Consider the following 22678-nt stretch of genomic DNA (forward strand, 5'->3'; position numbering starts at 1 on the left):
TTTTAAATTACCAGTTCAATATAACAGATAATGTTAAAAATGACAAATCAGTCGTTCGTCCGGATATGACGTAATCCTTCTGCGAGCAAAGCGACTAACGTTCCGAGAACGAGACCGTTTGACATCAGAGTCGTCACGAGTGGTGGTAAATCGGCCGTTGCGCCTTTTGGTAATAACAACGCACCAATGCCAACAAGGACCGGAAGACCGACCGTGATCATCGCCGTTTGGCGATTTAAATCACGGGCTGCTTCGGTGACACCGATGATTGCCATACCGGCAACGATCGGAGCGACCATCGCATAACCAACGGCGACGGGAATTTTAGCGATCAATCCGACGAATGGTGACACGATACTGAGGAAGAGACATGTAATATTTGCATATATGAAGGCTTTGCGGTCTGTGTTATCTGTTGAGGCAATGAATCCAGCTGTTCCAGAAATGGCAACAGGACCAACCGTTCCGAATAGACCAGCAAATAGTTGACCAATGCCGGCAGTGATACCGGCCGTACCAACTTGTCCTTTAACCGTCTCACCGCGCTTCGCGCTGATGATTCGTTCGATGACTTTAATGTTTGCTAAGACGTTCGTCATCAAGAGTAACGAAATGATGAGGGCAGTCGGTAACAGACTCCAATCGACATGAATACCACCGAACGGCAATAGACTCGGTAAAGTGAACAGTGGACCATCGAAGCTTGGCATTTCAGCTCGTCCAATCAGCGCGAACATACTCCAACCAACAAGTAAGGTGATCAATAAAGCGTATTGGCGTAAGCGATCACTCCGTTCTAAATAAAGCGAGATCAAGACGGTTAGAATCGAGATAACCGCAGGTAATACTTGAATTCGTCCATCTTCGATATTAAGCAATCCTTTCATGACGGAACCTGAAAGTTGTGCTGACAACAATAGCATATAAACACCGATGACTTGGGGAGTGAAGAGCGGAACTAAGCGTCGTAAGACACCTGTCACCGTCAAGACGATACAGATGATTCCACTAAGTAGGAGTAAGAATCCAAGCGATTGCAACGTGTTCGAATAACTGCCGTACAGCGTGACACCAATCGATGAATAGAGAGCGAACACGCCCCACCAAATTCCAGCAGGACCTTCCATGATCGGCAGACGGTGTCCGAGCAGGACTTGAAATAGACTTAAGATGGCAAATACGAATAGACAACGAGATAAGAAGGATAGCGTCTCGGCACCCGAGAGTTCAAACGATGCTGCGATAGCGAGGGGCGGGGCAATGTTGGTACAGATGATGAATAAAAACCACTGAATCGTAGACACAAGGGTACGCGGCAAAACGTGAATCTCCTTTCGAAAAAAGCAATATTGATTTTATCTTAAACCAATTCATGAAAAAGAGATAGGGATGCTTACAATGACTGAAAATTCTATTATTTGTTTTCATATGTGATTTAACACATAATAGTGAGTATAATGCTATAGGGAGGGAATAACATGAAAAAATGGAGTAAACGAATCCTTGGAACGATTGTTGCAGTACTTGCGCTACTCATATTTGCCTTTATGATTTGGGCACAATTCGATTATGATGCTTCGCAGCAAGCAGTGTCTTACGTGGAGACGGAAACTCCACGTGAAGTGACGTTTGGAAAAGAGACGAGTGACGTCGGATTCATCTTTTATCAAGGGGCAAAAGTCGATGCTGCTGCCTACAGTTATTACGGCAATCAACTAGCGAAAGACGGGCATTTTGTCATCATACCGAAGCTACCGTTTCGGATTGCCTTGCTTGATGCAAATGAAGGACTTGATATCATCGAGGATTATCCACAAGTCAAACGGTGGTATCTGATAGGGCATTCACTCGGCGGAAGTGCAGCTTCAACGATCGTCGAACAGAATCCAAAAATCAAAGGAATGATTTTCCTCGCCTCATATCCGATTGATTCGATTGATGTGCCTTCCTTGACGATTTATGGTGGGCGAGATGGTGTCTTACCAGTCGCTGATATTGAAAAAAGTAAACAGGACGTTCGAAAAGATGCGATCTTCCATGAAATCGAACAAGGAAACCATGCGAACTTTGGTATGTACGGTCCACAAAAAGGGGACAACAGTAGTCCATTGACGCCAAAAGAGCAACAAGATGAGTCGTTAGACGAAATCAAACAATTTATCGATACGCCTTAATTGATTTTCTTTAGGAAGAAACAATTCATTGATTAAACGAAAAGGATGGAGAGATTCCGGCACTGCGTCCGGAAACTTTCCATCCTTTTTCTACGGATTTATCGATTTAACTCAAGCGATGCGCGACTTCGTCAAGCGTTGGCAAAGCAGCCATCGCGCCTTTGACAGAAGCAGCAAGTCCACCTGAAATCGCTGCGAATCGACCGATATCACGAAGTTCATCTTCAGACCAATCAAACGAAAAATCGCGTAACGCACACTGGTAGAGTAAACCGGACATGAAAGCATCCCCAGCTCCTGTCGTATCGATGGCGTCGACAGGAATCGCATCGATGACAGCCATCGCACGATCCGTATAGAGAATCGATCCTTCACTTCCTCGCGTGATGGCAAGAAGACGGATCGGATATTCTGCTAACAATTCGGCAGCCCCATCATCAAGATCCGTTTGTCCGGTCAAAAACGTCAACTCTTCCTCAGCAAGCTTGACGATTTGAGCATCCGGTAAAACAGACCGGATCGTCGTTCGTGCGTCGTCGAGACTTGGCCAGAGCGATTCTCGTAAGTTCGGATCATACGAGACTGGTACTTGATGTGCTTTGGCACGTTCGATTGCTTTTCGTGTCGCTTTGACTGCTTCACCGGTGATCAAAGAGATCGAACCGATGTGCAATAAGTCGACAGAGGAGAAGTCTTCTGGAACGTGTGTCTCATGAAAATTCATATCGGCGCGCTCTGCGTTAATGAACTCAAACGATCGTTCACCATCCTGACCGTTCGTAACGAGTACAAGTCCTGTTTTTTGTGTCGCATCGTGGACGAGATGATCAGTACGAACGCCGTAGTGATGTAACGTATCCTTTAAGAAATGTCCCATCGAATCATTTCCGACGGCTCCAAGAAAATAACTGTCAGCACCTAAACGAGCGAGTCCGACAGAGACATTAGCAGGAGCACCACCTGGATTTTTTTGAAATGTCATGTTTTCGGCATCAAGAGGAATCAAATCAATCAATGCTTCCCCTAAACTAAAGATTTTCATACGTAGAACTCCTTTCAAGATCGGGACGAATTCGTTCAATGTGTAAAGCCATATAGCCGATTTCTGATTCCGGTACACGCGTCTCGAGTTCGATCGTTAGCCAATTCCCCATCTGACTCGCACAGGCATATGCATCGGCGTAACGAGTTTTGACGGCAGATAGAATCACATCATCCATGTCGTGTAGTGTTTCTCCCTGTTCGATTCGGGCAAGGACTAATTTCATATGCGTGAAGAAACGATAATACGTCATCGATGAGGTTTCGATGGTTTGTCCAAAAAAGACTTCGATCTGTTCGCGCAGTTCATTGAGTAACGTGACCGCCTGCAGTGCAGTTGCCATGTTCGGATGGGTTTGGCGTGCATTGTATAAGTGAAGCGCGATATTCGCTGCTTCTTCTTTTGGGAGAGTGACCTGTAAGGCACGTTCGAGTTCAAGAACTGCCCATTCCCCGATTGCGTATTCCGGTCCATATAAAAGGCGAATCTCTTCAGCTAATCGGTTATGAACGACGAGTTGTTCACGTGCGAGCCGGACGGCATGAGCAAGGTGGTCCGTCAGACTGACATGAATATAGTCATGAAACGGCGTCTGGAGTTCACCTTCTGCATGCGAGATGATCCGTTCCGATAAATCAATGATCTCAAGTGGTGTTGTCGTTAAAATTTCTTTGAATTGTTCCGCATTTTCAAATGAAGGGATGAACATTTTTTCAATCTTCGTCGCTTGAATCGGGTCTTTTTTCTTTTTTCCAAAAGCGATTCCAGGTCCCATGACAATCCGTTCCTGTCCATTTTCTTTGACGACAACAGCATTGTTATTAAGGATTTTATGAATAATCAGCCTGACGTCCTCCTTTCCATTCTTTTCTTTATTATAAAGCGAATTCTGATCCTTTGCGAACCGACAAATGCGACCACCGAGTCAGTGGACTCGGTCTGGTCGCATGAAGGATTAAGCAGCAACGTCCGTTTCTTTTTGTTTCCGTGCATCAAGACGCATAAGAACGACAGTCGAGACGAAAGCAGTGACGACAGCAATTGCGAACCCAACGAGATAGTTGATCAAGTTCGTAGCACCGAGTGGCGCGACGATTGCGATCATCGGAATTCCCGTCAATCCGTAGGCGTTTGCAGCGACTTGCGTCAAGACGACATAACCACCGCCGATTGCGCCACCAATCGCACCACCGATGAACGGTTTTCCGAGACGTAAGTTGACGCCGTAAATGACAGGTTCTGTAATTCCTAAGAATGCCGAGAATGCAGACGGTAGGGCGAGTGCTTTGAGTTTCACGTTCTTCGTCAAGAAGTAAACAGCAAGTCCAGCGCCACCTTGAGCGACGTTTGCCATCGACCAGATTGGTAAAAGGAAGTTCTTTCCGATACTCTTATCGGCAAGTAGACCTGCTTCGATTGCATGGAAACTGTGGTGCATCCCTGTGATGACGATTGTCGAGTAAAGACCACCGAAGAGAAGACCAGCGACGACCGAGAACTGTTCGTAGAAGAAGACGAGTACGAATGAAATCCCTTTTCCGAGTAATGTTCCGATCGGACCAATGACGATCAAGGCTAGGAATCCAGTGACAAGTACCGTGACGAATGGTGTGACAAGTAGATCGAGTGTTTCTGGCGTCCGCTTCCGGACTTGTTGTTCGATTTTTGCCATAACCCAAACCGTTAAGAGCACCGGGAAGACTGTTCCTTGATACCCGATCAACTCGATGTTCATACCGAGGAATTTCATGACTTCAGGATCACTGTTACCAAGCGTCCATGGGTTCAAGAGGGACGGGTGCGTCATGATTCCCCCGATGACGGCACCGAGATATGGGTTCGCGCCAAATTCACGAGCTGCCGAGAAACCGATTAGAATCGGTAAGATGATGAAGGCAGAAGACGAGAACATATCGAGCAATTGGACGATTGGCGAATCGCCATTTACCCAACCGAATGCTTTGATCATACCGAGTAGCCCCATCAAGAGACCAGCAGCGACGATTGCCGGAATGAGTGGAACGAAGACGTTCGAAAGGGAACGAGCAAGACGAGCGAACGGATTTAATTTTTGAGACGCAGCCTTTTTGACGTCGAGTGGTTCTTCTCCATCGACTTGTACACCAGCTAACGGTGCAAAAGCAGCGAATACCTTATTGACGGTACCCGTTCCGAAGATGATCTGGTATTGACCAGAGCTCGAGAATGCACCACTGACACCATCCAAGTCCTCAAGTGCCGCTTGATCGACCTTTGATTCATCGTGCAAGACAAGGCGTAAGCGTGTTGCACAATGAGCAGCAGTGATGATGTTCTCGCGTCCACCGACGAGTTCGAGCACACGTTTAGCAGTTTGTTGATAATCCATCGGGAAGTCCTCCTTTTTCGTGAAACGTGCGAGATGAGACAAAAAAAAGGCAAGACCGAATGACACCTCTCCTAACGAGGTGTCATTTCGGTCTTGCCAGCCGTACTGTCACAATCCGCACTATTGATTTGATTTCATCATAAAGGAGAAAAGAAAGCGTTGTCAACAATCAATTTTCATTTTTTTGAATCAAGATATCAACCTCAACACCATAGTGATCAGAAACGACGGCACCGTGAACCCCATCGAACACAACACCGACGCGTTCTACATCAATCTTACGATTCGATAAGACGAGATCGATTCGTAATCCTTGTTGATTATCTTCCCAGCCATCAATGTTGCCGTTGATTGTCTCAATCCCGACTGTTTCCTTTGCAAGGAGGAAGACATCGTGTAATCCTCGTTGCACCATATAGTCGTACCCTGTATTTCGTTCTAAGGCATCGTTGTTGAAGTCACCGAGGAAAAACGTCCATTCGAGTGGATCCATCCGAGCCATCAAGTGGTTGAACTGTTCCTGGAACGGTTCGACTTCATCTGCCCACCAGCCGAGGTGGCAGGTATTGAACGTGATTGGTGTTCCGTCGACTTGGATCGTGGCACGGACGATTTTCCGTGATTTCCAATCGAGTGTATCCTGACTACGACTGACATAATAACTGTCCGACTTCAAGATCGGGTGTTTCGTCAACAAGGCGAGTCCTTCTTCGTATTTATCGTATCCGATATGGGCGAAATCCCAGACGAGGGAGTAGATGTGACCTTGTTCCTTTAAGGCTTGCTGGATTAAATAAGCAAAATTATCGTTGCGCACATCATCATGGACAATCGGTGTATCCATCAATTGACTAACTTCCTGCAACGCGATGACATCATACTCTTGAGCGAGGATTTGTTGGACGATCTGGTTTAATTTTTCGAGTGGCTGATTTTCTTGCCATGAATGACAGTTTAGTGTGAGTAGACGCATGAGTGGTCCTCCTGATTTTTCAAATAAGAAAGGTGAAACTCTTATGAAAGAGCTTCACCTTTAGATAGTTCCCTAATCGCGCAGGTTTATGCGCCAATCCGGTCTTGGATATCTGATTTTAAGATATCGGCTTTTGGACCATAGATGGCTTGCACGCCATTGTTTTTAAGGATTAGACCGAGTGCACCGTTTGCTTTCCAGTCTGCTTCTTTTGCGACAAGCGCTGGATCTTTGACGGTAACACGGAGACGTGTCATGCAGGCATCGACATCCTCGATGTTCTGCTGTCCACCAAGTAAATCAATGATTTGTGAAGCTTGTGAACCATCAGCAGGAGCGGATGTCGCAGCAGCCTCACCTGAAGCCTCAATAGTTGATACGTTGATATCGTCCAGATAGTTCCCATTACGACCTGGTGTCGCATAATTGAACTTCTTGATGACGAAACGGAACGTAAAGAAGTTCAAGAAGAAGAAGAAGACACAGACACCGATGAAACGAATTAAGTCACCAATCAATCCAGCTTTTGCAATCAATGGGATCCGTGTCAGAAGTTCAATCGCACCGAATGCATGAATCCGAAGATGCATGATATCAGCAAGTGCGAAAGCCACACCCGTCAATACAGCGTAGATGACATAAAGAACAGGAGCGATGAACATGAACATGAATTCGATCGGCTCTGTGACACCTGTTAAGAAGACGGCGAGTCCAGCAGATAAGAAGACCGGCTTGTACGCCTTTTTCTTATCTTCATCGACTGACATGTACATTGCGACAGCGACACCAATCAAAGAGGCAAGTGACGTGACGACTTGTCCTTCTTTGAAGCGGGCAGGAACGACGCTGTTGATTAAATCATTGTATCCTTGTGTGTTGCCAGCTTGTTTCAAGTTGACAAGGTCAGTGATCCAAGCGAGCCAAAGCGGATCTTGTCCTGCAACGGTTGATCCTTGAGCAGCACCTGTCAGGATTTTGTACGTTCCACCTAATTCCGTGTAGTTCATTGGTACAGTCAACATATGGTGCAAACCGAACGGCAGCAATAGACGTTCAAGTGTTCCGTAAACGAACGGTGCGACGATTGGTGCGGAATCACGCGAAGAGGCGATCCAGCGACCGAAGTCATTCAATAATCCTTGGACGAACGGCCAAACGAGTGACAGTACGAATGCTGCAACTACCGATCCACCGATGACGACGAATGGGACGAAACGCTTTCCGTTGAAGAAGGCAAGCGCATCCGGTAGCTTGCTAAAGTTATAAAATTTATTAAAGAGAACAGCACCTAGGAAACCGGAGATGATTCCGACGAAGACCCCCATGTTCAGTGCGGGTGCACCGAGTACAGAAGTGAAATAATCTTTTACGATAAGCTCAGAACCAAGTAATGAATTGACGGTTGCTTTCGGATCCGTGACCATTGCGGCGTTGACACCAAAGATAGCTCCAGTGACACGGTTGATCAGAATGAAAGCAAGTAAGGCAGCGAAGGCACCGCCAGCACGCTCTTTTGCCCACGATCCACCAATCGCGACGGCGAATAGGACGTGGAGATTCGTAATGATAGCCCAACCTAAATCCTCAACAATCCGAGCAATCGTTTGCATTAATACGATGTCGCCACCATACATACCGATCAATTTACCGACCGAAATCATGATACCTGCAGCAGGCATGACAGCGATGACGACCATCAACGCTTTACCGAGTTTTTGCCAAAAATCGAACGAAATAGCATTTTTCAAGATCATTCACTCCTTTTTTATCTCTTTTTCTCTAATATGTGTGTAAGAACAGTGCAATAATGTAAGCGATTAATGCAACCGTTTGCATATAGAATTGTAAGCGATAACTTTTTAAAAAGCTAGTGTTTTATAAGAAAAATATTTGAAATTAAATTTCGATAGAAAAATGTTAATTCGGAAAGGTATTCAAATTTTAAAAAAGTGGGAATAAGACTACAGTGAACGTTGTCTGGTTTCAAAAAAGAAAGGATGTTTGGCGGATGAAAGAAGTGATTCAACCAATCGGGCAGTATGGTCAGCGGATTCGTACATTACGAGAACGTCACCAATTCGATCAGCATACACTGGCTGAATTGACCGAAACGACACCCGAGATGATTCAACGTATCGAAAATAGCATTGCGCATCCGTCTTTTTCGATGATTGAGCGACTGGCTCGTGCCTTACATGTTCCTTCGGATCATTTGCTTCGACACATCTGGCCACCTGAAGTCATCCGTCAGCAAAACAATACGACCTTGATTGACATCCCATCAAGTTAATATGTATGAAAAAGAGGAACAGTGGAAAAATCCACTGTTCCTCTTTTAGTTGCTTAACGATTATCAATAGTCTCAGGATAGAGATCGTGATTAAACAGGCGGTGCTCTGCCATCTGCTCATATTTTGTACCAGGTTTCCCATAGTTGTAGTACGGGTCAATCGAAATTCCACCACGTGGCGTAAATTTCCCCCATACTTCGAGGTAGCGCGGTTCCATCAACTTCACGAGGTCTTTTCCGATGACGTTGATGCAGTTCTCGTGGAAGTCACCGTGGTTGCGGAAGCTGAATAGATACAATTTGAGTGACTTTGATTCGACGAGTTTTTCATCCGGGATATACGAGATGTAGATTGTCGCGAAGTCCGGTTGATTCGTGATCGGGCAAAGGCTCGTAAATTCTGGTGCATTGAATTTTACGAAGTAATCATTTTCCGGGTGACGGTTCGGGAATGCTTCGAGAACTTCAGGTTGGTACTCAAAAATGTATGGGACGGCTTTTTGGCCGAGTAACGATAAGTCGTTTAAATCTTCAGGGCGCATGAATCATTTCTCCTTAGACGCCACGATCGTTCGCGAAAACGAGGGCGTGTAGTTGTGGTAGGACACGTGCATGATTAAAGCGTTCATCACGAGCAACGCGTTCCCATAGTGTTTTTAAATCATGTAGCATACGTGGAGCGATCGTTCCTTCTTCGTGCGGATCGGGATTTCCGAGTGATAAATAGAGTGTTTTTAAAGCATATCGCTCTGAAATCATCGCTGCGAAGTCAAGGTCTGCCTCATCAAAAATGACGATTTTAACGGCGCGTTGTTGTTCCGGTAAACGTTTGAAAAAGACATCCAAACGATCAAAATCAATCTTCATCCCACTCGAAGGTGGTTTAGGGCTGAGCGTGACGTCATCGATATCGAGTAACCAATTTTGCCAGTAGGAACCTTGTGTCTCAACCGACATCGTGATATTTCGTTCTTTTAATGCTAAAACCAATGTACCGATTGAAGCATGAAGTAACGGATTCCCGCCAGAAATCGTGACATGTCCGTAAGAGCCGAGCGCATCAAGGCGTTCAATGATCGTCTCAGCCGTTAACAGTTCTGGTTTTTCAGAACCATCCCATGTGAAGGCAGAGTCACACCACGAACAGGAATAGTCGCAACCACCGGTCCGGACGAACATCGTCTTTTGACCAATCGAGCGTCCTTCTCCTTGAAACGTTGGTCCGAAGATTTCGAGAACTGGAATTTTTGGCGTTTTCGTTAAGGCACTCATGCTTCGTTCATCCACTCACGACGGACTTCAGCAAAAGCAGTCGGTGTCTCATAGAGTTTGACGAATTCGACACGAAGTCCACGTTCGTCTGGAAGGTGTTGACCGAGTGTCTCAAAAATCCACGCCGCCATGTTTTCAGCTGTCGTATTCATGTAAGGTAACGATTCATTCAAATAGCGGTGATCGAGAAGCGGCTCAAGATGCGTTTTAAAGATTTTTTTAAGATCGCCAAAGTCGAGTGTCATACCGCGGTGATCCAGAAAACCACTAATCCCCATATCGACATGGTATGTGTGACCGTGAAGCGCACGGCATTTTCCATCGTAATCATAGAGGTGGTGCGCTGCGTCGAACGTCAGTTTTTTGACGATCATAACGCGAGATTTTGTATAGATAAGCGAGTCGCCAGTCGGGCGCTCGACCGTTTCGGGTGCTTCGTAATTGAATGTCATGTGTGTTGAACCTCCTTGATGTATGCATCTAATCCATTTTTACGTAATTCACAGGCTGGGCATTCACCGCAACCATCTCCAATGACGCCGTTGTAACACGTCAATGTCCGATTCCGAACGAAATCAAACGCACCGAGTGAGTCAGCAAGCGCCCATGTTTCCTTTTTGTCGAGCCACATGAGTGGCGTGTGAAGTACGAATGGATAGTCCATCGCAAGGTTCAATGTCACGTTCAGTGACTTGATGAAGGCATCACGGCAGTCGGGATAACCGGAAAAGTCCGTTTCACATACGCCAGTAACGATGTGACGAATCCCACGTCCTTTAGCAAGGACGGCTGCGAACGAAAGAAACAGGTGGTTCCGTCCATCTACAAAAGTAGAAGGGAGACCATCTTCGTTCGTCGTGATGGTTTGGCTGTGGTCAGTCAAGGCGTTACTCGTTAGTTGACTGAGAAGAGAGAGATCAAGCTCATGGTGTTTGACACCGAGCTCTGAGGCGATGTCGCGTGCGACTTCGAGTTCTTGTGCATGACGTTGTCCGTAATTAAACGTCACGACTTCGACTTCTTCGTACTGTTTCAATGCTTGAAACAGACAAGTCGTTGAGTCTTGGCCGCCACTAAAGACGACAAGAGCACGTTCTTTTTTCATAATGTACACTTCCATTCCTAGTTTTTATAACGGAGGAGGTTACGAACTCCGGAGACGTAGTCTCAACTATTCACACTAGCAGAAGCCGTTCGAAAAGTCGACGTTTTCTGAAGAAGACAAAAAAAGAGATGCGTATCGTCGATCTGACGATACGCATCTCTTAAAAAGAAGATTACAGCGGATAGTGATAATAACGTTCTTTGACGAGCAGGTCACGAATGTTCGAGTCTTGCGAGATGACTTTCATCAGTCCACCTGTTTGTGAAGCATGTGCTTCGAGTGCTTTAATTTTTTGATCCGTGTAGGCACTGACATCATGAATGAATGTTCCTTCTCCGAGCTCTTCTTTTGTATTATTTGCAAAAGCGACAGCAAGGAATTCTGGGCGATCGGAAGCATCCATCATCCGAAGTGCACGAACGACGGCGCGAGCTGTCGCTTCATGATCGGGATGGACCGCGTAACCCGGATAGAATGAAATTAAACGAGTCGGTCGTGTCTGTTGAATCAAGGCAAGGATCCGGTCAGCAAGCGCCGCTTCATCCTCGAATTCAACCGTTTTATCGCGAAGTCCCCACATTTGGAGATCCGAGATTTTCATTTTTTCAGCAGCATCGATCAACTCACGCTTCCGGATCGTCGCGAGCTGTTCCCGGTTCGTAAAGACAGGACGTCCCATGTTGCGTCCCATCTCACCAAGCGTTAAACAAGCATACGTGACAGGACCGCGATTTTCTGCGTGTTCGATGATCGTTCCGGCAGAACTGAATGCTTCGTCATCCGGGTGAGGGAAGACGACAAGTAAATGATCTTCGTGTGTCATGCGTCTACCTCCTCTGCACCTAGAGCGAATGGAGTCGGGCTGAGTTCAAAAGCAATTGCAAGGCGTCCTTCGACATCATGTCCCGCGATCAACAATTGATCACCAGCGAATTCGAAGTCGGTCAAGCCTTCTCCATATAACCAACCATGTGCTAGCTTAAGACCAATCCGGTAAGGTCCGTTTCCTGTGATCAAACCGCGTTCGTAAGTGATTTCCGCGTTACGGAAAAACATACCTGCACTATGGAATGTTGGATCTTGGTGCGTGGCGTATGCCCCGTTCGTCGTTTCGACATGTACATATAACGGTGTATTCGCATGCGCGTCGATATAGCGTTGAATCTCTTGTAAATCAATGGCTTGCATAAATTATTCTCCTCTCCTATACAGAAAGAAGCCCGCGGATATCGCGGACTTCTTGAGCGGATCAAGACTGGACTGTACGATGTGCAGCGTGATCAGTTGGTCCAACGTATTCATTCAAACGGAATGAATGACGAATCGCAGAAGTGATGAAAGATTTTGCTGTACGGACAGCAGCTTCTACCGATGCACCTTTTGCGAGTTCGGCCGTGATTGCTGCAGAGTACGTGCAGCCAGCACCGTGCGTGTACGGTGTCTCGATTCGCTCGTCCTCAATCAGGATAAACTCTTTTCCGTCATAAAGCACGTCAACTGCTTGTGGATGGTCAATCTTACTGCCACCTTTGACAAGAACGTATTGCGCACCTTTTTCGTGAATCCGCGCTGCTGCGAGTTTCATCTCGTCAATCGTTGACGGCGTTTTGCCGAGACCAGACAATTGTCCTGCTTCGAAGACGTTCGGTGTAACGACAGTCGCAAGCGGTGTCAAAACATCACGAAGCGCATTCGCTGTATCAGGGTTCAACACCTCGTCTTCGCCTTTACAGACCATGACAGGATCAATCACGACGTTTTGGACGCCAGAAGATTTAATTTTTTCGGCAACAGCTTCAATGATTTCGACAGTCGGGAGCATTCCCGTTTTCATCGCATCAACACCAATACCTCCAAGGACCGTGTGGATTTGTGTCCGGACGAGTTCTGTGTCGATTGGGTAAACCGCATGGTGCCAAGAGTGATCAGGGTCTTGTGCGACGATGACCGTCAAGGCATTCATTCCATAGACACCAAGTTCTTGGAATGTTTTCAAATCAGCTTGAATACCAGCTCCACCACTCGTATCGGAACCAGCAATCGTTAAGGCTTTACGTTTTGTCATGGGGCATTCCTCCTAAAGAAATAGACAATCCTTCTTGCTCTTCATCATAGCGAATTATGGGAAAAACAACAACTGTCGACGCTTTTAATATGCACAAAACCCCACCTGTTTTGACTAGGTGGGGCAAGTCTTTATTTAATGAATAAGAAGTCGAGAATGTAGTAAATCATAGCAGCTAAAGCCATTGAAATCGGCAATGTGATGACCCACGTAATGAGCATACGTTGGGCAGTTCCCCATTTGACACCTTTCTTACGGTGTGATGTACCTACACCCAAGATGGCAGAAGAGATGACGTGTGTCGTCGAAACCGGAAGATGAATCGCTGTTGCCCCAAAGATGATCGCTGCTGATGTTAAGTCAGCTGCGACACCATTGACTGGACGAATTTTCATGATTTGACCACCGACAGTTTTAATGATGCGCCATCCGCCGACAGATGTTCCGAGACCCATTGCAATCGCACAAGAGAGTTTAACCCAAGTAGCAACTTCGTGATCTGTTTGGAAACCAGACGAAATCAAGGCGAGTGTAATGATCCCCATCGCTTTTTGTGCGTCGTTCGTACCGTGTGTATACGACTGCAAAGCAGCAGTTGCAATTTGAACATGACGGAAGCGACGATTCGTCTTCGCCAAGTTCCCTTTTTTAAAGATGACCTTAAAGATTGCATAGACGATGAAACCAAGTGTGAATGCAAGAACTGGTGAAATGAGCAAGGCTTGAACGATTTTCAAGAAGCCTTTTGCTTCGATTCCACCGAACCCGACAGATGCCACAGCGGCACCGGCAATTGAACCGATCAGTGTATGCGACGAACTTGACGGAATACCGAAGTACCAAGTCAAAAGGTTCCAGGCAATCGCTGAAAGTAAGGCAGCGATGACGACATAGCTCCCATGTTCAAGCGTTGACGGGTCAACGATATCACCGGAAATCGTTTTTGCGACTCCAGTGAACGTGATCGCACCTAGGAAGTTCATCGATGCTGCCAAAACGATGGCATGACGTGGTTTCAAAGCACGAGTCGATACAGCAGTTGCGATTGAGTTCGCCGTATCGTGGAAACCGTTGATGAAGTCAAAGCTAAGTGCGAGAATCACGATTATGGCGGTGATAATAAACAGGCTATCCATCTCGTTAGCTCCTCACTTAAGCGTTTTTCATGATGATCGTTTCAATGACGTTAGCTGCATCTTGGCAGTAGTCCGCGATTGATTCGAGCGATTCATAAATTTCTTTGTATTGAATGATTTTGATTGGATCTGTTTCTGTTGCGAACAATGCTTTGATTGATTTACGACGTAAGTTATCACAAATCGTTTCTTGTTCTTTGATTTTAATGACGTGTTCACGCATCGGTTGCAATTTACGGGCAACAAGAAGATCCATCGCCATTGCGAGTTCTGAGACAGCGATGTTGATTTCATCGACGAATTTGATCATGTGTTCGTCTGCTTGAACGATATTGTAGATTTCAAAAATAGCTGAACATTCTTCAAATCCGTCTAAGACGTCATCGAGTGCGTTAGCAAGCGCGAGTAAGTCTTCACGGTCGATCGGTGTGATGAACGCATTGTTCAAGTCGATGATCAACTGGTGCATCAAGTCGTCTCCAGCTGTTTCGAAGTCTTTTACTTTATGGGCAAATTCTTTTACATCCGCGATGCCGTTGATTTTAAAGTCAACGAAGAATTGCGAAGTCGTTTTTAAGTGTCCTGCGATTTCTGATAATTTCACTGCAAATGGATCTTGTTTTTTACTAAACATTTCTTCTGCCTCCATATTAAGAACAAGAATAGAATATAGTGAAGTCACTTCACGAGTTCGATTGTAGCAGACGATATTGTAAAAGAATACATTTATGAAGCGTCTTTACGAAATCTTAATAAATCTTAATGTGAAGAGGATTGTAGATTTAATAAATTGTCTGACAATAGACGTTGTATTATGTACTCTGTTGAAATTGGTTGTATTGTATTGTAATTGCAAGAGATTGTCTTGTGATTGTAAGAGTAGAATCGCATGAGAAGTGGGAAAAGAGGATATAGCGCACGAAAATCGAATGGTATGATTAAGTCTGCGTAAGTAGGTAAAAGAGGAGGTTTTTATTATGCTCGTTCAAAGTTTATGTATCCCAAAGCATCAATGTGTCACGATTTCTGAAACCGCAACGATCCGCGAAGCACTCGACACGCTTGAAAAGACCGGATATCGTTGTGTTCCTGTTCTTGATCAAACAGGCCAAGACTTCAAGGGGAACATCTATAAAATGCATATCTATCGGCATGGGATGAATGGTGGCAGTTTAGACGATAACGTCATGTCGCTGATTAAGAATACATCCAAATATATCTATACAGGAAGTAATTTCTTTGAAGTCTTTTTCTCGATCAAAGAATTACCGTATATTGCGGTCTTAAATGATGATGGTCATTTCTTCGGTATCTTACCGCATGGAAAGATGCTCGGAATGCTTGAAGAAGCGTGGAATCGTGATTCTGGAAGTTACGTTCTGACAGTAGCATTAAGTGAACAAAAAGGGGCACTCGAGAAGATTTCGAAGATCGTCAACAAGTATTCAACAGTTGCGAGTCTCATGACGCTTGATGCAAAAAGTAGTGTCATGCGTCGGGTATTGATTACGTTACCGACGGATTGTGACGAAAAGACGAAGAAGAAAATCGTCAAGAAGCTCGACGAAAAGGGACTTCGTGTCGTCGCTGTCGAAGATTTAGCCGTTCGTGTATAATGGACCCGCACAAGACCAGTTCATGACTGGTCTTTTTTTGAGGGAAAGGAAGGATAGACGATGAAATTATTAGTAGTAGGAGCTGGCGCAATGAGTGAGGCGCTCGTTCAAGGATGGGTCGCTTCTGGATTTGCCCGAGAAGATATTACGATGACGAATCGAAGTGGTGGAACACGCCTGACGGAAGTAGCAGCACGACACGGTGTTCAGACGGTCGAACAGGAAGACGTCACTTTGTACGATATCGTCATGCTTGGTATGCAACCAGGCGGCGTTCTCGACTACGTAGCAAGTCAACAATGGACGAACCAGACGATTGTTTCGATTGCAGCACATATCACACCGAATGAAATCGAACAGTTGGCAAAATGTCCGACAGTCGCTGCCATGCCGAATACACCGGTTTCGCATTGCCTAGGAATGACTGGACTATGGTTCGGCTCACGTGTGAACGAAGAGAACCGAAGTGTAGTCGAGGCATTATTTGAACGGGTCGGAGAGATTGCAGAGGCAAATGAAGCAACGATGCCAGCGTTCATGGCGGCGGCTGGATGTAGTCCTGCTTTCTTCTATGAAATCGTAGCTGGCATGGTACCTGTTTTAACGGATGCTGGTTTTGACTCAGGAAATGCACGTCGGATTGTTGCTCAAGCGATGAAAGGTTCGGCTGAAATTCTTATGCGATCCGAAGCGAGTACGGATCGTCTCATTGCAGATGTTGCGGCACCTGGTGGACCGACGGATCGTGGGGTACAAGTACTACGGGAGCGTCATCTATTCGAAACGATGCAAGCGGCGTTACGAGAAAGTGCACGAGAAGCAGACGAATAATCTACTTAAAAACGCTTACGTACAATGAGAGACGTAAGCGTTTTTTTTGTTCACGAAAGTTTCACGTGAAACATAAGCAAAGCGATTGCATCTCGAAATGAGAATCCGTACACTGTAAAAAGAAACCGTCCAGACGGTACAGTAAAAAACAAATAAGAAAAGGGGGAGACTTTTGGCTAGTGCAAAAGCACAAGAGACACGTCGCCGGATTCTCGAAGCAACGACGGCGATCATATTACATCAAGGCTTTACGCAACTAACGCTCGATGAAGTCGCGAAACAATCGAATGTCTCTAAGGGTGGATTGTTGTATCACTTTGCTTCGAAAGAAGCGCTGCTGATGGGAGTCATCGAAGCGCAAGAAGCACGTCAATTCGAACTGTATGAACAGCATCAGTTGACGATGGGACCAATGGAAGCGTTCGTGACGCTGCAAATCCAGCAACAAGAAGAGTTCCATCTCGATATGGATGCGCTTCTTTACTTATTGTCCTTGTTAAAAGATCACGCGACGTTCGTCGAGGAGCGAAAGCGACAAGTTGAGCATTTTTTCCGCCAACTGACAGAACAGATGGATCCGGTTGAAGTGTTATCGATTCGCTTTACATTAGACGGTTTGAAACTGTCAGAGCATTTTCAGTTTGGTGCACCGTCACCGAGTGTCCGACAACGATTGATTCAGCAATTAATAGAACGTGCACGACAATTAGATAAACAAATTGAAGAGTGAGGGAGAACCATACGATGAAAAAGATCATCCAGTTTTCGGTGAACAACAAGTTTGCCCTCTGGCTCATGACGATCATCATCACGGTTGCCGGCATTTATGCGGGAACATCGATGAAGCTTGAGACGTTGCCAGACATCACGACACCAACTGTGTCCGTGACGACGATTTATCCAGGTGCTACACCCGAACAGGTTTTAGATGAAGTCAGTCGAGAACTTGAAAGTAAGGTCGAAAATTTACCAGGCGTCGATACCGTACGTTCGACGTCCTTCCAAAATGCATCGAACTTACAAATTGACTACAACTTCAGTACGGATATGGAAGAGGCAGAGCAAAAGGTAAAAGAAGCTCTTTCAAACGTAGAGTTACCAGAAGGTGTCCAGGAACCACAAGTTTCACGGATTTCCTTTGATGCATTTCCAGTCATCGGATTCGCTGTCTCAGACAAGGAACGCTCTCTATCTGAGTTGACGAAACTCGTCGAAAACGAACTCCAGCCAAAACTTGAGGGAATCGAAGGCGCTCAAACGGTTCAAGTCGCAGGTCAAGAAATTCGTCGAATTGAGATTCAATTTGATGAGAAAAAACTCGAACGTTACGGTTTAACAGAAGAGAATGCGAAACAATTAATTCAAGCTAATGATTCACGTTTAGCGCTTGGCTTATACGAACTAGGGGATAAGGAACAAGCGGTCGTACTGGATGGAAAAGCAACGACGGTCAAGGAATTAAAAGATCTTCGTCTTCCATATACACCGCCAGTAGCGAATACTCCTGAAGCAGGACAAGCAGGACAAGCAGGACAAGCGGCATCAGCAACAGGAGAGGCAGCATCCCAAACGACACCGTCGACAGGTTCTGCGTCGGCACAAGCAACTCAAGCACCAACACAAGTACCAACTGTCACGTTGTCGCAAGTCGCGACGATTGAAGACAAAGGGATTGAAGAATCGATTTCTCGTTCGAATGGCGAACGATCGATTGGTGTTCAAGTCACAAAGTCGCAGGACGCAAATACGGTTGATGTCGTCAACGCAGTGAAGCAGACGATTAAAGACTTTGAAAAAGAAAACGGTTCAGTCAATGCATCTGTGACACTTGATCAAGGGAAACCAATCGAGGAATCTGTTTCAACAATGATTAGCAAGGCACTGATTGGTGCATTATTTGCCATCGTCATCATCTTACTGTTCCTTCGAAACATCAAGTCAACAATCATCGCAGTCATTTCGATTCCACTATCTCTTCTGATGGCGATTCTGGTGTTAAAGCAGATGGATATTTCTTTAAATATCATGACGCTTGGAGCAATGACGGTCGCAATCGGTCGAGTCGTTGATGATTCCATCGTTGTCATCGAAAATATTTACCGCCGTTTGACGGATCCGACAGAAAAGTTAAAAGGAAAAGAACTGATCATCAGTGCAACACGAGAAGTATTCATTCCAATCGCATCGTCAACGGTCGTTACGATTGCTGTATTTTTACCACTCGGATTTGTTACTGGATTCGTCGGAGAACTCTTCTTACCGTTCGCATTGACAGTCGTTTTTGCACTGTTCGCGTCCTTGATCGTAGCGGTCACGGTCGTTCCGATGTTTGCGGACTCGCTCTTTAAGCGCGGTAAGGCACCAAAACCAGAAAAAGAAGAAGGCGGAAAGCTAGCGAACGGCTATCGTCGTATGCTGAATTGGTCGTTGAACCATAAACTCATCGTCTTTGGTCTTTCCGTCCTACTATTGATCGGAAGTTTTGCACTTGTACCAACGATTGGTATCAACTTCTTGAATCAAGAAGGCGAAAAAACACTCTACGTCACGTACAATCCAAAACCAGGTCAAACACTTGATGATTCATTAAAAGCAGCTGACCAAGCAGAAGATTATTTCAACATACAAAAAAATATTGATAATCTTCAATTCACGGTCGGTGGAGAAAATCCATTGAACCCAGGGAATACAAAACAAGGTGTCTTCATCGTCCAGTATGATCCGGACACAGAAGATTTTGCAGATGTTAAACAGACAGCGATCAAGCAGTTGAATGCTGATATTCCGACAGGGGAATGGAAAGAGCAAGACTTTAGTGGTGGAGCTGCGTCATCAGGTGTATCGTACTCGATCTTCGCGAATAACATTGAAGATTTAGAAAAAGTTACACCGAAATTCGTCGATGCGATTGAAGGCGAAACGAAATATGTTCGAAAAGTAACGACAAATCTAAAAGAAGCTTATACGCAGTATACGTTCGAAGTCGATCAGCAAAAAGCAGCTGAATTCGGTGTATCAACAGCACAACTCGCACAGGGTATCGCGAATGTCCAAGGTGAGGAAAAACCACTTTCTACTATTAAGGTAGATGGGAAGGAACTCGATGTTATCGTTCCAAACGAGCAGACGACATATGATTCGATCCAAGACTTGGAGGAGACGGATGTCGTGACACCGCTTGGCGTTCGTAAATTATCCGATTTCGTCGAAGTGAAGAAAGGGACGACACCTGACTCGCTCAACGAACGCGATGGAAAACTTGTCGCTACCGTGACAGCAGAACTGAAAACGGACAAAGCGACAGAAGCTTCCCAAGCGATTGAAAAATCCGTCAAAAATATCGATCGTCCGACGGGTGTCTCGTATGAGCAAGGTGGAGTTACTGAACAGATCCAAGAATCATTCACACAACTCGGTCTAGCAATGGCAGCAGCTGTAGCCATCGTCTATCTCGTCCTTGTCATTACGTTCGGAGGAGCATTGACGCCACTCGTCATCTTGTTCTCACTTCCGTTCGCAATCATCGGTGGGCTCGTTGCCCTTCTGATTACAGGCGAGACAATTTCTGTATCGTCCTTAATCGGTGCCTTGATGTTGATTGGGATCGTCGTGACAAATGCGATCGTCTTGATCGACCGTGTCATTCATAAAGAAGCAGAAGGTTTATCGACGCGTCAAGCACTACTCGATGCAGCAGGTACACGTTTACGTCCAATCTTGATGACAGCCCTTGCGACGATCGGCGCACTGGCACCACTCGCCCTTGGACTCGAAGGCGGCGCATTAATTTCAAAAGGATTAGGCGTGACGGTCATCGGTGGACTTACAAGTTCGACATTGTTGACACTTCTTATCGTTCCAATCGTGTACGAATTCTTAGCACGTTTCCGAAAAAAGAAGTCAATTGATTCTTGAAAAAACGATTAAATCACTAAAACGGACAGATATGTAGAAATGGTGAGAATAAGCCATTCTACATATCTGTTTTTTTGTTTTATTACAAAAGTATTACAAGAAAAGATCTACGTTAAATAACTGTAACATGATGAAAATCTGGAACATGATAGGATAAGAACATAAATTATCTGACAATTCAAATGCACATCATACTTATACATAAGAGGAGAATGAACCCATGAAAGCTGTCACTCGTGTTTTGTTAACTTTAACGTTACTGATCAGTAGCTGGACGCTCGTTCCGTCATCGTCGCAAGCTGCAACAAGTAAAAAAGTAGTTGTATCGGTGGATGTATTGAATATTCGTGCAAAAGCTGCTGTATCTAGTAAACGAGTTGGACAATTGAAACTCGGTCAAGCCGTGACAGTCGTGGGTCAGGTCAAAGAATGGTATCAAATTCGTCATCAAGGGAAAGCTGCCTACATCGCATCTACATACACGAAAGCATATAACGCTAAAGCAACAAAAGGATTGAGCAAAACAGGGGCAACAATCGTATCGGTAGCGGAAGGTCTTAAAGGACGTCCTTATGTTTTTGGTGCGACAGGACCAGTTAGCTTCGATTGCTCAGGGTTCACAAGTTACGTCTATCGAGCGCTTGGGAAATCACTTCCGCGTACGGCAGCTGCTCAGTATTCATCGACGAAACGTACAGCTCCTGGTGCAGGGGACCTCGTCTTCTTTACACACGGTAGTGGTATTCAGCACGTTGGGATCGCTGTTGATGGCAGTACGATGATCAATGCGAACTCGTACTATGGAAGAGTCGTCAAAGAATCGTTCCGTGGCGGCTATTGGGGATCACGGTATGTAGCGGCAGGAACACTTTAAACAAAATAAAGCGGCGAATTCAAATCGATGAACTCGTCGCTTTTTTATATGGATTCATGTATGAGGCAGGACGGTCGTTCCAGAAACGAACATCGAGGGAACTTCAATTTGTGGACGAGCACTCGTATCTTTTCGAACTGTTAGTTGAAAAGCATGTCGTCCAATCGTCGCATATGGAACCGCAATCGTCGTCATCGATAAGACTTCAGCAAGTTCGCTTCCGTCAAAACCGATCACCGAAAGATCTCCTGGAACCTGGTAACCTTGTTTTCGTAGTTCTAAAATGAGACCCGCTGCGACATGGTCGCTTGCGGTCAAAATAGCGGTCGGTCGTTGTTTTTGTTGCATCCAGCGCCTCGCGACGGTCGCACCATCTTCGATCGTCAAGGTTTGTTCGTAGACGAATTCGTCACTGACAACTTCTTGATACGCATGCTTGCGCGCCAGGCTATTCGTACTGTCAGGTCGTCCAAGACAAATTCCGATGCTTTTATGCCCTTGCTGTCGCAGATGTGAAAGTCCTTGTTGAAAGGCCATGTAATGATCGATATAGACGGCAGCGACGTCTTCGTGGTGTTCACAAAAGACAATTGGTCCATAACGTTCGTATGGCAGAATCGCTGATAAAGGAAGACTGTGCGAGACGACGATGAGTGCATCGATCTCCTGTTGAGCGAGCGCATCAAGAGCTAGTTGCTCATGCGTTTCCACATAATTCGTTTGCCACGTCAAGAAACGATAACTGGCGTCAAAAGCAGCTTGCGCGATGCCTTGAAGAATGGCAGCATGGTACGGATGATCAACGAACGGAAGCATGACTCCGACTGTTTTCGTCATACCCGTCGATAGATGGACGGCAGTCTGATTTCGAATGTATCCAAGTTTTTCAATCGCTTCTCGGACAGCTTGCCGTTTATCATTTGCTACGTAAGGGTGATCATTTAGTACACGTGAGACTGTCGTAACAGACACGTTGGCTTCGCGTGCCAAGTCTCGGATGTTCGTCATCGCGTATCC

Annotated in this window: 23 protein-coding genes; 7 read left to right on the forward strand and 16 right to left on the reverse strand. The window is 45.6% G+C overall.

Features of this window, described 5'->3' with window-relative positions; genetic code table 11:
- Positions 1 to 47 precede the first annotated feature (47 nt).
- Entirely contained in the window at positions 48 to 1304 is a 1257-nt protein-coding gene (locus tag ADM98_RS02285) for a purine/pyrimidine permease (protein WP_235504813.1), read from the reverse strand.
- A 174-nt stretch (positions 1305 to 1478) separates the two neighbouring features.
- Between ADM98_RS02285 and ADM98_RS02290 the strand changes: the two genes are divergently transcribed.
- Positions 1479 to 2174, forward strand: a complete 696-nt coding sequence (locus ADM98_RS02290) for an alpha/beta hydrolase (protein WP_082318475.1) — start codon at positions 1479 to 1481, stop codon at positions 2172 to 2174.
- Between the two features lie 106 nt (positions 2175 to 2280).
- On the opposite strand, the gene ADM98_RS02295 is transcribed toward ADM98_RS02290, so the two are convergent.
- The 5 genes from ADM98_RS02295 to ADM98_RS02315 form a co-directional block, all read right to left on the reverse strand.
- Positions 2281 to 3216, reverse strand: a complete 936-nt coding sequence (locus ADM98_RS02295) for a carbohydrate kinase family protein (RefSeq protein ID WP_053452080.1) — start codon at positions 3214 to 3216, stop codon at positions 2281 to 2283.
- Positions 3203 to 4060, reverse strand: a complete 858-nt coding sequence (locus tag ADM98_RS02300; RefSeq protein WP_235504818.1) for a PRD domain-containing protein — start codon at positions 4058 to 4060, stop codon at positions 3203 to 3205. The genes ADM98_RS02295 and ADM98_RS02300 overlap by 14 nt, the downstream gene beginning before the upstream one ends.
- A gap of 111 nt (positions 4061 to 4171) precedes the next feature.
- Positions 4172 to 5584 (reverse strand): sucrose-specific PTS transporter subunit IIBC, encoded by a 1413-nt coding sequence (locus ADM98_RS02305; protein ID WP_053452082.1) that lies wholly within the window; start codon positions 5582 to 5584, stop codon positions 4172 to 4174.
- Between the two features lie 169 nt (positions 5585 to 5753).
- Positions 5754 to 6557, reverse strand: a complete 804-nt coding sequence (locus ADM98_RS02310) for an endonuclease/exonuclease/phosphatase family protein (protein WP_053452083.1) — start codon at positions 6555 to 6557, stop codon at positions 5754 to 5756.
- An 86-nt stretch (positions 6558 to 6643) separates the two neighbouring features.
- Positions 6644 to 8254, reverse strand: coding sequence for a PTS transporter subunit IIBC (locus ADM98_RS02315; RefSeq protein ID WP_235504819.1), 1611 nt, complete (start codon positions 8252 to 8254; stop codon positions 6644 to 6646).
- A gap of 311 nt (positions 8255 to 8565) precedes the next feature.
- On the opposite strand from ADM98_RS02315, the gene ADM98_RS02320 reads away from it, so the two are divergent.
- A complete protein-coding gene (locus ADM98_RS02320; RefSeq protein ID WP_053452084.1) occupies positions 8566 to 8847 on the forward strand; it encodes a helix-turn-helix domain-containing protein in 282 nt (93 codons plus the stop codon).
- A gap of 53 nt (positions 8848 to 8900) precedes the next feature.
- On the opposite strand, the gene queF is transcribed toward ADM98_RS02320, so the two are convergent.
- From queF to ADM98_RS02365, 9 genes are all read right to left on the reverse strand, one after another.
- The gene (queF, locus tag ADM98_RS02325; protein WP_023469726.1) at positions 8901 to 9389 is read right to left on the reverse strand and encodes a preQ(1) synthase; all 489 of its coding nucleotides are present in this window, start codon (positions 9387 to 9389) and stop codon (positions 8901 to 8903) included.
- A gap of 13 nt (positions 9390 to 9402) precedes the next feature.
- Positions 9403 to 10119, reverse strand: a complete 717-nt coding sequence (gene queE / locus ADM98_RS02330; protein ID WP_053452085.1) for a 7-carboxy-7-deazaguanine synthase QueE — start codon at positions 10117 to 10119, stop codon at positions 9403 to 9405.
- Complete coding sequence (queD, locus tag ADM98_RS02335) at positions 10116 to 10571, reverse strand: 6-carboxytetrahydropterin synthase QueD (RefSeq protein ID WP_023469724.1); 456 nt, start codon at positions 10569 to 10571, stop codon at positions 10116 to 10118. The genes queE and queD overlap by 4 nt, the downstream gene beginning before the upstream one ends.
- A complete protein-coding gene (gene queC, locus ADM98_RS02340; protein WP_053452086.1) occupies positions 10568 to 11224 on the reverse strand; it encodes a 7-cyano-7-deazaguanine synthase QueC in 657 nt (218 codons plus the stop codon). The genes queD and queC overlap by 4 nt, the downstream gene beginning before the upstream one ends.
- A gap of 172 nt (positions 11225 to 11396) precedes the next feature.
- Positions 11397 to 12047: a bacillithiol biosynthesis deacetylase BshB2 gene (bshB2, locus tag ADM98_RS02345; RefSeq protein WP_053452087.1), complete on the reverse strand. Its 651-nt coding sequence runs from the start codon at positions 12045 to 12047 to the stop codon at positions 11397 to 11399.
- Positions 12044 to 12412: a YojF family protein gene (locus ADM98_RS02350; RefSeq protein WP_053452088.1), complete on the reverse strand. Its 369-nt coding sequence runs from the start codon at positions 12410 to 12412 to the stop codon at positions 12044 to 12046. The genes bshB2 and ADM98_RS02350 overlap by 4 nt, the downstream gene beginning before the upstream one ends.
- Positions 12413 to 12473: 61 nt before the next feature.
- Positions 12474 to 13289 (reverse strand): pyridoxine/pyridoxal/pyridoxamine kinase, encoded by an 816-nt coding sequence (pdxK, locus tag ADM98_RS02355; RefSeq protein ID WP_053452089.1) that lies wholly within the window; start codon positions 13287 to 13289, stop codon positions 12474 to 12476.
- 131 nt (positions 13290 to 13420) lie between these two features.
- Entirely contained in the window at positions 13421 to 14425 is a 1005-nt protein-coding gene (locus ADM98_RS02360) for an inorganic phosphate transporter (RefSeq protein WP_053452090.1), read from the reverse strand.
- 16 nt (positions 14426 to 14441) lie between these two features.
- Positions 14442 to 15059, reverse strand: a complete 618-nt coding sequence (locus ADM98_RS02365; protein WP_053452091.1) for a DUF47 domain-containing protein — start codon at positions 15057 to 15059, stop codon at positions 14442 to 14444.
- 343 nt (positions 15060 to 15402) lie between these two features.
- Between ADM98_RS02365 and cbpA the strand changes: the two genes are divergently transcribed.
- The 5 genes from cbpA to ADM98_RS02390 all read left to right on the forward strand — a co-directional run bounded on the left by cbpA (position 15403) and on the right by ADM98_RS02390 (position 21661).
- A complete protein-coding gene (cbpA, locus tag ADM98_RS02370) occupies positions 15403 to 16041 on the forward strand; it encodes a cyclic di-AMP binding protein CbpA (protein WP_053452092.1) in 639 nt (212 codons plus the stop codon).
- Between the two features lie 60 nt (positions 16042 to 16101).
- Entirely contained in the window at positions 16102 to 16872 is a 771-nt protein-coding gene (locus tag ADM98_RS02375) for a pyrroline-5-carboxylate reductase family protein (RefSeq protein WP_053452093.1), read from the forward strand.
- 172 nt (positions 16873 to 17044) lie between these two features.
- Positions 17045 to 17602: a TetR/AcrR family transcriptional regulator gene (locus ADM98_RS02380; protein WP_053452094.1), complete on the forward strand. Its 558-nt coding sequence runs from the start codon at positions 17045 to 17047 to the stop codon at positions 17600 to 17602.
- A 14-nt stretch (positions 17603 to 17616) separates the two neighbouring features.
- Positions 17617 to 20787 (forward strand): efflux RND transporter permease subunit, encoded by a 3171-nt coding sequence (locus ADM98_RS02385; protein ID WP_053452095.1) that lies wholly within the window; start codon positions 17617 to 17619, stop codon positions 20785 to 20787.
- 220 nt (positions 20788 to 21007) lie between these two features.
- Entirely contained in the window at positions 21008 to 21661 is a 654-nt protein-coding gene (locus ADM98_RS02390) for a C40 family peptidase (RefSeq protein ID WP_053452096.1), read from the forward strand.
- Positions 21662 to 21715: 54 nt separating this feature from the next.
- Here the strand turns inward: ADM98_RS02390 and ADM98_RS02395 are convergent, their stop codons facing one another.
- Positions 21716 to 22669: a LacI family DNA-binding transcriptional regulator gene (locus ADM98_RS02395; RefSeq protein ID WP_053452097.1), complete on the reverse strand. Its 954-nt coding sequence runs from the start codon at positions 22667 to 22669 to the stop codon at positions 21716 to 21718.
- Positions 22670 to 22678: the final 9 nt, after the last annotated feature.

Source organism: Exiguobacterium sp. BMC-KP (assembly GCF_001275385.1).
GTDB lineage: Bacteria > Bacillota > Bacilli > Exiguobacteriales > Exiguobacteriaceae > Exiguobacterium_A.